Source organism: Nitrobacter sp. Nb-311A, from assembly GCF_000152905.1.
In the GTDB taxonomy this organism is placed as follows: domain Bacteria; phylum Pseudomonadota; class Alphaproteobacteria; order Rhizobiales; family Xanthobacteraceae; genus Nitrobacter.
On the sequence record NZ_AAMY01000052.1, the window covers coordinates 1 to 11,441 of the forward strand.

8 protein-coding genes and 4 pseudogenes are annotated in these 11,441 nt (G+C 58.7%); 3 read left to right on the top strand and 9 right to left on the bottom strand.

Features of this window, described 5'->3' with window-relative positions; translation table 11 throughout:
- Positions 1-549 (bottom strand): IS21 family transposase (gene istA, locus NB311A_RS08845; RefSeq protein ID WP_009798179.1); only part of this gene is annotated, 549 nt, incomplete at its 3' end.
- Positions 550-658: 109 nt separating this feature from the next.
- Here istA and NB311A_RS08850 point away from each other — a divergent pair.
- The 3 genes and pseudogenes from NB311A_RS08850 to NB311A_RS20465 form a co-directional block, all read left to right on the top strand.
- Positions 659-784 (top strand): annotated as a pseudogene (locus tag NB311A_RS08850) (IS5/IS1182 family transposase); the annotation flags it as partial.
- Positions 785-1,864: 1,080 nt separating this feature from the next.
- The gene (locus NB311A_RS08855; protein ID WP_009798182.1) at positions 1,865-2,320 is read left to right on the top strand and encodes a hypothetical protein; all 456 of its coding nucleotides are present in this window, start codon (positions 1,865-1,867) and stop codon (positions 2,318-2,320) included.
- An 18-nt stretch (positions 2,321-2,338) separates the two neighbouring features.
- Positions 2,339-3,314, top strand: a pseudogene (locus tag NB311A_RS20465) (magnesium and cobalt transport protein CorA).
- 167 nt (positions 3,315-3,481) lie between these two features.
- On the opposite strand, the gene NB311A_RS08870 reads toward NB311A_RS20465, so the two are convergent.
- The 8 genes and pseudogenes from NB311A_RS08870 to NB311A_RS22600 form a co-directional block, all read right to left on the bottom strand.
- Positions 3,482-4,276, bottom strand: a complete 795-nt coding sequence (locus tag NB311A_RS08870) for a transglycosylase (protein ID WP_040674597.1) — start codon at positions 4,274-4,276, stop codon at positions 3,482-3,484.
- A 466-nt stretch (positions 4,277-4,742) separates the two neighbouring features.
- A pseudogene (gene dinB / locus NB311A_RS22915) lies at positions 4,743-5,845 on the bottom strand (DNA polymerase IV).
- 390 nt (positions 5,846-6,235) lie between these two features.
- Entirely contained in the window at positions 6,236-6,865 is a 630-nt protein-coding gene (locus NB311A_RS08880; protein WP_245256972.1) for a resolvase, read from the bottom strand.
- Positions 6,866-6,935: 70 nt separating this feature from the next.
- Positions 6,936-7,157, bottom strand: coding sequence for a DUF5681 domain-containing protein (locus NB311A_RS22595; protein WP_116394747.1), 222 nt, complete (start codon positions 7,155-7,157; stop codon positions 6,936-6,938).
- A complete protein-coding gene (locus tag NB311A_RS08885) occupies positions 7,150-8,487 on the bottom strand; it encodes a site-specific DNA-methyltransferase (RefSeq protein ID WP_040674602.1) in 1,338 nt (445 codons plus the stop codon). Before NB311A_RS08885 ends, NB311A_RS22595 begins: the two co-directional genes overlap by 8 nt.
- A gap of 483 nt (positions 8,488-8,970) precedes the next feature.
- A pseudogene (locus NB311A_RS08890) lies at positions 8,971-10,513 on the bottom strand (IS66 family transposase).
- 71 nt (positions 10,514-10,584) lie between these two features.
- Positions 10,585-10,944, bottom strand: coding sequence for an IS66 family insertion sequence element accessory protein TnpB (gene tnpB, locus NB311A_RS08895; RefSeq protein ID WP_009798194.1), 360 nt, complete (start codon positions 10,942-10,944; stop codon positions 10,585-10,587).
- The coding region (locus NB311A_RS22600) for a transposase (RefSeq protein WP_245256973.1) at positions 10,941-11,441 on the bottom strand (501 nt) is incomplete at its 5' end. The genes NB311A_RS22600 and tnpB, both read right to left, overlap by 4 nt.

An 11,441-nucleotide genomic window follows, 5' to 3' on the forward strand; every position in this document is an offset into this window, starting at 1 on the left:
CGCCCGGTCGTGGGCGTCGAATACCATCTCCTGCGTCTCCCGCGGATAGGCCCGCACGAACAGCATGCGGCTGTGGCACAGCCGGACATGAGCGACCTTCACGATCGCCGTCACGCCGTTGAGGAGAACGATCTCATGGCTCCAGTCGAACTGGTAGGCTTCGCCCGCCGCAAAGCTCAACGGAACATAGGCCGCCGCGGTCGATTGCCCGCGCTCCTTGCTCCAACGCCTGGCGTAACGCCGTACGGCATCGTAGCCGCCGTCATAGCCGCGTCCGCGCAACTCTTCGAAGATCCGGATCAGCGTCAGCTGTTCGCGAGCCGATTTGGCCGCGTTCGCCGCCAGCAGTTCATCAAGCTCCGCCGCCCAACGCCCGAGTTTGGGGCGCGGCTGGATCGAACGCTCATACTCGAACAAGGTCTTGCCCGACCTCAGCACCTTCCGGACCGTGTTCCGCGACACCTTCAGGTCACGGGCGATCTCCTTGATCGTCTTGCCCTTGATGAAGTGTTCGCGCCGTATCCGCGCAATCGTCTCCACGATCAGCATCCCCGACCACCTGCTTCATGACAAAGCAGGCAGCGCAACAGCCAACCTGTAGGGGGTCAATTTTGGACGCCGATCCCCCGGCTTACGGGGTCAATTTTGCATGCCGAATGACACCATTGAGCGCATGTTCTGCCGTCTCAAAGACTTCCGGCGTGTCGCAACCCGCTATGACCGTCTTGCCGTCAACTTCATGGCTGCCGTCTGCATCGCCGCAACCGTCAGCTATTGGTTATGAGTCCGGGCCCTAGCAGCGGCAGCCGCGGTCGTTGTCCGACCGCTGTTTTTCTTTTGATTTTTCTTCGCTGCCATGCTGATCCCCGAGTGGCCAGAACGATCTGACCGACGCGCCCCCTGTCGAAGTTGGTCTTCGATCATGACGCATTCGTCGCACGACGACTTGTCAGAAGGGCTTAACGGCGATGGTGAACCAATTGTCACCGCCGCGAATGGTTGACGAATTGCATCGGCGCCGGTGCGGCGGTAGCGGCGCGACATTAATCGCCTGCGCGGTTCAATCTTCCGGGTTCGACCCTTCGACGGCTCAAAATGATTCTTAGGGACGTTCATAGGAGAGGTCGAGAGCGCGCATGTCGCTCCGCAGCGGCGGCAGAGGATCGAAGGCGTGGAGCAGGCCGATCGTTCTCTGCAAGTCACAATGACAGATCATCATATGGTTTGCGGCCGGCCGCTCCCATGTCTCACGTGGATGGTGCCATGCAGTTTTAGGACGCCGCAAACGAATGTCCAGCGGTGAGGGTGTCAATGGCACCAAGGATCGGCCAATCGTTGAACTAGAAGTAGCTTTCCAGACTACCTCGCCGCCTAATGTCGAGCGTCGCACAATGAAACGCACCGCCAAACGCGGCATAGTGTAAGAAATCGCAAGGTACCGGCTCAACCCGCGGTCGCTTCTGCAATGAAACGGGCCTACGGTGCCCGCTGCTTTGGTGAACAAAGGAAAGGAAGGTCGATGCCGCGACAGTTAGTCTGGATCGGTTACTGCATAGTCAGCTCACTCTTGGCAACCGCATGCTTTGCCATTCCAGACCATGGTCCGACGCGGGATGCCGATCATGGCCGGACGCTAGTCAACCGTTGGTGCGTAGGCTGTCATCTTGTTGGAACCGATCAAAAACGGGCCACGACTGACGCGCCGCCGTTTGAAACCCATTGCAAAGAAGCCCGACTTCGATGCCGCGAAGCTCGCATTTTTCTTACTCAATCCACATCCGAATATGCCAGACATGCAGCTAAGTCGGGATGAAACTTCAGATATCGCGGCATATATTGCGACGCTTAGATAGTACGACGGCGATTGCAGCGAGCGATCTATCTCCCGTTTGACGAAGAAAAATTTCTAGCGGAATCCGTCAACTTTGCCGGTGCAGAGTGGCGCAAGCGTTATTTCGCCGCGAAGTCGCGGGCCTCGATGCACATCGCGACCGAGGAGCTTGGTCCGCTCAAGCCCGACGAAAATCCGTTCGCACGCAACAATGAGTGGATGCTGCAAGTAGCGGAGGGTCACGGTGCCGGGAAGGTCGATTTCATCCGCCTGTGGAATGGCGCCGGTGGTCGCGCCTTGCTTCTACATCGCGATCACAGCGTCAGCGTCGTCAAAGACGGCAAGACCTGCGAAATCGGCCGCGGTCATACGCGGCAGTCCCATGGCGGCAGCCGTGGTCTGAAGAAACTGATCTCTAGCCTTCAGCGTCTGCGCTCTCTCCTTCAGAGGCGACAACAGCACGGCATTCTGTTAGTCGGTATATACTAAACCTTACTTGGAGGGTCTATGAGCGTCGTCGCTGCCTATTTGTACAGAAACGGGCGGCGCGCTGCACCAGTGTCAATTGATGCGCCACCTGTTCTCGTAGACGATAAGTCCGAGTTCATTTGGATCGGCTTTTTTGAGCCTTCCGAGGTAGAGCTACGCACGCTTCAGCAGCGTTTCGATCTTCATCCGCTCGCGGTTGAGGATGCATTGAAGGCGCACCAGCTTCCCAAAATCGAAGTCTATGGCGACCAGCTCTTCGCTGTGGCCCGCACCGCGTATTTGCTCGGCGAAGCAAGACGCATAGCTTACGGCGAGACGGCGATTTTCATTGGCGAAAACCATCTCATCACGGTGCGCCATGGATCGGCCCGTGCGCACACGGAGCTACGCAGCCAGCTGGAAGCTGCCCCGTCGCTGTTGCGCCATGGCGTGGATTATGTGCTCCACGCCATTCTCGACTTCGTCGTCGACGGCTATATGCCGATCGTCGACGAGATTGAGGAGGAAGTGCTGGCAATGGAGCATCGCGCACTCGATGCCTTTCTTACCCGCGACGACGTCACCCGGCTCTTTACGCTGCGTGCGTGAACTCACCCGCTTTGAACGCATCCTTGGGCCCATGGCCGAATTGTGCAGTAAGCTGGTGCACTTCGACCTACCTTGCCTTGACGAGGAAGCGCGACCTTATTTCCGCGACGTGCTCGATCATGTGCGGCGCATCGAGAACAGGGTCGGCGGCCTGCGTGACGTTCTGACCTTTGTGTTCGAGGCAAGCACGTTACTTGAGCAGCAGCGACAGGGCGCTATCACCCGCCAACTCGCGGCTTGGGCCGCCATCCTTGCGGTCCCGACCGCGATTGCGGGCATATACGGCATGAACTTCGAGCATATGCCGGAACTTATGGCCCGCTATGGATATTTCGTCGTCGTCGGGATCATCGTGGTACTTTGCACGTTTCTCTTTGTTCGCTTCAAGCGCGCACGCTGGCTTTGAGTCGTCTGACGCCACTACGCTCACTAAACAGAAGAAATGGCTGTCGATCGATGGCGCCGCCCGGGAGCATATCGCTTTGACTTCAACGAGCCCTGTAGGCTGCAGCTCAAACTCGGAATTTCCGATAGATTGGACACCCCAAGCTCATGAAGATGGATATTTTGCGGCTAATTTCCATGGTTGGCCACAAGCTGCTGGAACAGCCGCTTCATCGCATTGACTCTGGAGATGTACGCCGCCACGAGATGATCTCCGCACCGCTCCATAGCCTTCATTTGGAAGCCGCGGCGCGCGTATGCGGTGGCGGGGCCTCCGCCGCAGAGATGGATAAAGGCGGCAAGATCTTGCCGTTGTTGCTCGTTGGACGGCTTGTTACCTGACCGAGTGAGGACGGCAGCTACATTTCGGTCCAAGTATATCGATGCCAACTCGACGGCATGGCTGGGTATGACGCGGATGTAGGGGCCGAAGCCACAACCAGAATTTTCGACTGATTTCGCTCGGATGCAGAGATGTGCAACCTCGGCATAGGCGGGATCCGTCATTTGGAATAGGCCGATGGCGCTGGATGCCGGCTGATAGATATTGAAAGGATTGAAACTGAACCGCCAGCGCCAATATGTCCGATCTACCGGGTTGCCCGAGCTTTCGACTTGAGCGAGCGCTGCCAACAATTCCGGCGAGATCGAACGGGTCGCAAATGCACTAAACAAAGGCCCGTATTGCCGCCACGTCTCGGCTGGCTCTTTGCTAAGTCTGTGGCTGACGAAGAAGAACAACTCACTCGGTTTGCGGACCACCTGAACGATAAGGTTGATCAACGCGAAGGTGGCAAGCATGATCGCGACGATGCCTGCGATCCGAACCGATTGCGGCACGTTGGTGATCAGTCGCTGCGCCCACTTTACGCGGCGGCCCCAGCGACCAAGTTTAACAGCGAAGCGCCTGGATGTTCTAGCCATGCTTACCGAGAGCGTAGACCCGGCAGTGGTATGGCGTATGTCTTAACGTTTTCACGACCTGTAAAGCGGGAGCTGCGCTAGTTTGCGTTGCCGCGCCCGTGTCCTGGCTCGGCTTGCGTCGACGCTCCGGATAGGTACGAGGTCCGCTCGTATTTCTTGGCAGAGTGTGCGAAGGCTCGAAAGAAGAAGCTCAACGCGCGCATCGCAAAAAGTGATTGGGTACATCAGTGTCGAGGCTGGCGGCAGAACCAGCGATACGCCAGGGTTCACAAGAATCTTCGACATGTCAGATTTCTCGCTGCCTGGCTTGTGCACGGTGTCGAGCGCGGCCTGGAGCAAATCCGAAAAATGTGGGGGAGTTCGGAAAGCACGACCGGAGAGAAGTTGCGACATTGACGCCCGAAGCGAGCACAAGGTTACATCCCGCGTTGGAGATGAAACTTCCCGAATTTTCCAATGGACAGCGTCAGATGGGCAGATCGAGCTGACGTTCGACGTCGTCGTGCCCCAGCGCTTGCAGCGAGGACAGCGACACGCCGAGCAGGCGAACCGACTTCGGGAAGAGTATCTCGGCCTGCAGCAGGGCGATCGCCAAGCTCTCCAAGTGGTCCCGGCTCGACACGACCGTCGGGACCGACCGGCTCCGCGTGATGATCTCGAAATCGAAGAACTTGACCTTGAGCGTCACGGTCCGTCCCCAGCTGCCGGTGCTCTCGCAGTGGCCCCAGATTTTGTCGATCAGTGGCCGGAACTCGGCGGTCATGGCGTCGAATGTCGTGAGGTCCGCCGAGAACGTGTTCTCGGCGCCGATGGACTTGCGGATGCGGTTGGCGCAAACAGGGCGATCGTCGACGCCGCGCGAGATCCAGTAGTAATAGGTGCCGGATTTGCCGAAGTTGGCATTCATGAACTCGAGCGTCTGGGCGCGGATGTCTAATCCGGTGAAGATGCCGAGGCCATTCATCTTCGCGCTCGTCGCCGGACCGATGCCGTGGAATTTGCACAGCGACTCCACGAACGCGGCGCCTATCGCCGGAGAGATGACGTACTGCTCGTTCGGCTTCCTGTGTTCCGAAGCGAGCTTCGCTAGAAACTTGTTGTAGCTGATGCCGGCCGAAGCGTTGAGGCCCGTCTCGGCCTTGATCTTCTCGCGGATCCGAAGTGCAGGTCGCGGGCGAGGGGGATGCCCTGAAGGTTTTCGGTGACGTCGAGATAGGCCTCGTCCAGCGACAGCGGTTCGATGATCGGCGTGTGCTCCGCGAAGATGTCGCGGAATTGTCGGCTGATGGCTTTGTACACCTCGAAACGCGGCTTCACGAAAATCAGGTCTGGACACTGCCTCTTGGCAGTGACGGACGCCATTGCCGACCGGACCCCGAACTTGCGGGCTTCGTAGCTTGCCGCAGCCACAACGCCGCGTTCCGCCGAGCCGCCGACCGCGACCGGCTTGCCTCGAAGATCCGGATTGTCCCGCTGCTCGACCGACGCGTAGAAGGCGTCCATGTCGATGTGGATGATCTTGCGGTGGGAAAGGCCGGCGTCGGGTCGGCTTTCGGCCGGTGCGTCCATCTCTGCGGATCCGTCCTTCGCTCTATCTTGACAAATAAGACTGTCAGAACAAAAAAGGAACGATAAAACCGTATTGGCTGGTCGTTGAGAACAGATTCGTTGACCAGAATCGATAGGAACCCAGCGCGCGTCAAATGAAGCCTACCACGTTGCCGGTCTACTACTATCTCGACCATTTCGTCGAAATGCTCCATTTCGTGGAGAAGACGTACGGTGAGATCCTCACCGACGAGGATCGCTCAACGGGAGATAGCCGGCGTGATGTTACTTTGAGGAGGCTTTTGAACCGCGACGGTCTGCCCGTCTGCGTGAAACGTGCCTTGGGGGAAATGCCAGCAACCCTTTCGCCGCGGCTCGGGAATGGCAACACCAAAAGGACGGTGACGCTCGTCAGATCGGATCGAGACCTAGCGTTTCGAACTGACGATCCCATTCAAGCGGGAGCTCGCGCAATTGTTCGAGACCGACGCCACGTGGCAATCGACCTTCAACGGCGGCCTTGGTGAGGGCGGGAGAGAGGAAGGCCAACGACAGTGTCATATTGACGTGTCTCAGGCTGCAGCGTTCGCGCGTCGCGATCGCTCGGGCATTTGTCGCTGAATCGGTGATGAGTTCATCAAGCCAGCGCCGGCCGCGGGCAATCGCTGCAACGAGCGTGGCCCGTCGCTCCAGCTTGATCGGGCGGAGCGGAACTTTTGCGGAGGTCGGGCGCAGGATGGATCGCGCTCGTTTGGAGGGTGGCTTGATCCAGGGGATGACGATGGAGTGGTCTTCTTCAGCGGGATTGTCTGGATTCTGCTTTAGCTGCACGACGAGGCGGTTTTGCCGGACCTCGATCCGTTCGATCAGCGTGCGCGCGAAGGCGTTGTCGATGAGACCGGTAGCTTTGAGCTGCCGATGCTTCGGCTCCAGGATAACCTTGCGAACCTGATCGTCGATGTCAGGGGCAGGCACCCGAGAGACTGAACCAACTGTGGCGGTCGCTGCATTCCCGAACAGAAGTGTAAATCGGCGAGCCATTTGACCCCCAATCGGCTTCCAACGTTGACCCCGCGTATAACGCTTGAAGTTATTGCCCCCGCGAAAGAAATTAGCAGCGGGCTGGGGTCACGGTTGGCCGCCGATAGGAGGCAAAGTTCAGAGCCGATACACACCGAACATTCCGACGCCGCTTGCGGATGCCTTTCGGGTTGCCGGACTGCCCAGGTTTGAATCGGCCCTGTATTGGAGGCCGGCCATAGCCGACTTCATACTCTGTCGATGCCCCATTGTGATCGTCGTCGGATGAAGAATCTTTCCTTTTCCTAATCATGATCCGCTCCTTTTTCAGGCAGATCGCTCAATGTTGAGTGACGCTCACTCATTTCGTGGAAAGTGAGACCGGAATCGAGGTGGATGGCATCCCGCCCCGTGAACTCCTGCCATCGCCTGATTGCCAAATCGACAAAGCGCGGCTCGAGTTCGAGAGCGTAGGCCCTCCGGCCAACTCGCTCGGCGGCGAGGATTGATGTGCCGGAGCCGCAAAAGGTATCGAGGACGATGTCACGACGGCGTGTGGCGTCCTTGATCGCATCTGCGACCAAAGCAACGGGTTTTACTGTTGGATGCGATTTTAGATCATCAAGGCGTCCCGCTCGGAACGTATTGACACCGGCGTACTTCCAGACGTTCGACCGCGAGCGACCATGACGGCCCAACTCCACATTGTTTAGATGCTGGCTTCGACCGACTCGAAAGATTCCGATCAGTTCATGCTGACTTCGGTAAAAGGAGCCTTGGCCAGCGTTCGTCTTGACCCACACGGCCAAATTGAGGGATGCGCCATAGACGCTTCCGCCGGCCTCGAACAATTGCCCAATGTGACGCCAGTCCATGCAGACGTAATGAATGGCACCATCGCATGAGACGGCCGCAACTGCACCCAGTGAGTCTCTCAGGAATTTCACGAACTCGGCGTCTGAGAGTTCACCGACGCCCATCTTGAATTCCGAGTGTTTAGATCGGCCTCGTCCCACCACGTCGCGGATGCGTACATTGTATGGGGGATCAAGAAACGCCATGGCGGCTGTGCTGCCATTCATGAGGCGAACTAGTTGGTTTTCATCGCGGGCGTCACCGCAAAGGAGGCGATGATGTTGCAACTTCCACAGATCACCGGGTTTGGTGACCGCTTCCGCGTTACTCCACAAATGATCTAGGTCATCCGCCGGATCTGATAAGTCTTCCTCGAAATCCGCCAGGAGTTGATCGATTTCGGGCGGGACGAAACCTGTTATCGAGACATCAAGACCTTCCTCCACCAGAAGGTGTGACAGCTCAACAAGCTCTTCGCACAGCTTCTCCCGGTCCCAACCAGCGCTTTCCGCGATCTTGTTATCGGCGAGCGCAAGCGCCCGGAGCTTTGCTTCAGACAGCCCATCGACTCGAATGACCGGGACCTGCTTTAGACCCAGCAGATTGGCAGCTTGCCACCGGCCTTCGCCTGCAAGGATCTTGCCTTTCTTATCTGCCAAAATGGGGCACCAGAAACCCAAGTTGGCCATTACGTCAGCCAGAGCGCGGATTTGCTTGCGGGGGTGGGTTTTGGCGTTGCGCGGATTTGGCGTTAGGGCCTCTACGGGTACCATCGATAAATTCAGCATGAGCTGCTCCTGTTGCGCGTAAGCCAAAAACAAGCACTAACGCGCCGCTGGCTTGCGACATTTCAGATCAAGATTTTTCGCAGGATCAGGCTCGGTTCATGTCCGGGGATCACGTCTTCCCGGACAACTCGCTCGCACTCTGTGCGAGCCTCGGCATCGCCGAGTTCACGACGGGCATCGCCCGCAGGCCTGTTGAGGTCGCATTCGCTCGAGCATCGCTCGGTCTATGACGCCAAGCGAATTATTAGCTATAAATTCCGGAGTCGCAAGAAGCGAAGATGAAGAATTGAGGGCGGGCAAAGCGCCGGCATGTTCGGTCTAGTAGATCGAGCTAGAACATCCGACAAAGTCTCACCGAGATTTGTTCGCGGATGGCAGGCAAAGCTTTGGCGACGCGCGCTTGCGTGGCGACTTGCATGATGGATGGCAGAGGTTTCAACGACCGCCTTCCAGCGGGTAAGCGTCTATTCCTGACACGTCATCTTAGTTGAGGATAGTTGCCGGGCGCCAGTTCCATGGCAAGAGCTGATCGAGCCGGCTCATGGGATGACCTGCCGACATGCGTTCAAGGATGTCCTTGAGATAGGTGAAGGGCTCGACGTCATTTAGCTTTGCCGTGGTGATGAGGGAGCAGACTGTGGCCCAGCGCTGAGCCCCGCCATCTGATCCGGCGAACAGGTGGTTCTTTCGTCCGAGCGTGACCGGACGAATGGCGCGTTCGACGGTGTTGGTGTCGAGCTCGATGCGGCCGTCATTGAGGAAGCAGCAAAGAGCATCCCAGCGGCTTAGGGCATAGCGAGTGGCATCGGCGAGCCCGCCGCGCGGCGGGATTTGGGCGAGTTGCATTTCGAGCCATGCTTTCATCGCCGTGACCAGAGGCAACGACTTTGATCGACGCATGCTTTGCCGTGCTTCCGCGGTCTGGCCGCGGATGGCGGCCTCGATCACGTAAAGCTCGGCGACGCGTCGCAGCGCTTCGGTCGCGACAGGCGAGGCGGTCGCCTGCTGCACCTCGTAGAACTTCCGCCTGGCGTGAGCCCAACAAGCTGCGAGCTGGATGGTGCCGCCGTCGCGAAGCCGATCGAACCCGGGATAACCCGTCGACCTGAACGATGCCGCTGAAGTTGGCCAGATGAGCAGCGGGACGCTCAGCCTTGCGATCCGGACTGTAGAGATAGACCGCGGCTGGCGGATCCGGTCCGTTCCAAGGCCGGTCATCGCGGGCGTACACCCACAACCGGCCAGTTTTGGTGCGGCCGCGGCCGGGATCGAGTACCGGGATAGGCGTGTCGTCGGCGAACAGTTTCTGCGATGCAAAGATGTGTTCAGCGAGCTTGGATTGAAGGGGCTCCAGCCACCAGCAGGCGCCGCCGATCCAGTTCGCCAAGGTCGAGCGGTCCAACGTGACGCCCTGCCGGGCGAAGATCTGGCTCTGCCTGTAAAGCGGGAGGTGATCGCAGTATTTGGAGACCAGAACATGGGAGAGCAGAGCCGGGGAGGCCAGCCCTTTGGCGATCGGCCGCTCTGGTGCTGGCGCTTGATGGATAGTCCCGCAGGCCCGACAGCCATAGCGCGGCCGGCAGATTCGGATGACCCGCAGCCGCGCCGGTACATGGTCGAGCATCTCGCTCGTCGTTTCGCCGATCAGGTGCAGTATGCCGCCGCAACACGGGCAGGTTTGATGCTCAACATCGAGCCTGACATCCTCGCGGGGCAAGTGCACCGGCAGGCTCGGGCGCTCGCTTTGGGGCCTCGGGGGACGGCTCTCGGCTGGCGGAGGCGGAAGGCTAGTTTCGACGTGCGCAAGATCGGCGTTGAGGTCTTCGAAGCCGAGTTGCAACTGCTCGTCATCGAGCCGCTCAGCCCGGCGGCCGTACTGGTTGCGCTGCAGCCTCTTGATGATGAGATTGAGCCGTTCGATCTCGGCCTTCGCCTTGCTGAGGCTGATGCGCTCGGCTACAAGCGAACGCACCAGCTTTTGCAGCGTCTCCACGTCGTCGGGCAGTGCGGCGAGATCGACGTTCATACGAGAAGAATCTAACTGACTCGCACCGTTCTCGCCGCATTTCTTGCATCATCGAGTCAATCGGTCGCAGATCATCCGGCAATTGCCGGACGCCAGCGTTGCTCAGGCGCGCGCCAATCGACACCTTCGATCAGCAGCGACAGCTGTGCTGAGGTCAACGACAGCGTTTCGCCAGGCGCAATGCTCGGCGGCCACAGAAAGACACCATGCTCGAGCCGTTTTGTGAACAGGCAGAAGCCGGTGCCATCCCAGTAGATGATCTTGATAAGGTTGGCCCTGGTGCGACCTCGGAAGACAAACAGATGTCCGGTAAATGGATCCTGGTGCAGGACGCCTTGCACCAGCATCGCGAGACCGTCGATGCCTTTGCGCATATCGATGTAGCCCAGAGCCAGGTGCACCTTTACGTTTGGAGGAAGCAAGGCCGTCATGGCATGGCCCTCTCGGCCGCAGGTGTCGCTCCGTCGGCGATCTGCACAGTGACGAAGCCCAGCTCTTTCGCTGCGGCAACGTCCTGCTTCCATCGGCGCAGAACGCGCGGAGCGATGCCGTAGCGGCGCGAGATCTCGCTGCCGCTCGCACCGGACCGTATCATCTCTTCAAGAATCCAACGCTTGTCGGCTTCGCTGAACCGTCGCCGATGCCCTTCACGTGGTCTTGGAACAATGGGCTCCGCTGCCGCCGAGGAGGGATAAGACCCCGGACTTACGAGGGGACTTAACGGCGGACTAAGGGGAGGACTTAAGGGGCGTCGTCGATACAACAGCTTCCGCTTGGGCGGCTGTGGCTCCACTTTAAACAACGATCGCCAGTTGCCAAACGCCTTGAGCGGAATGCCTTGCGCTTCACAATATTGACGTTGATTCAAGTCGCTACGCGTCCATGCCTCGTGATGCGCCCGCCAAAAATCCTCGCCTTGACGTCTCCA

What these genes read in the sequence shown, in the direction of transcription:
- NB311A_RS08870 (WP_040674597.1), bottom strand. Translation starts at nt 4,276, where the DNA reads ATGGCTAGAACATCCAGGCGCTTCGCTGTTAAACTTGGTCGCTGGGGC.
- NB311A_RS08880 (WP_245256972.1), bottom strand. Translation starts at nt 6,865, where the DNA reads ATGGCTCGCCGATTTACACTTCTGTTCGGGAATGCAGCGACCGCCACA.
- NB311A_RS22595 (WP_116394747.1), bottom strand. Translation starts at nt 7,157, where the DNA reads ATGATTAGGAAAAGGAAAGATTCTTCATCCGACGACGATCACAATGGG.
- NB311A_RS08885 (WP_040674602.1), bottom strand. Translation starts at nt 8,487, where the DNA reads ATGCTGAATTTATCGATGGTACCCGTAGAGGCCCTAACGCCAAATCCG.
- tnpB (WP_009798194.1), bottom strand. Translation starts at nt 10,944, where the DNA reads ATGACGGCCTTGCTTCCTCCAAACGTAAAGGTGCACCTGGCTCTGGGC.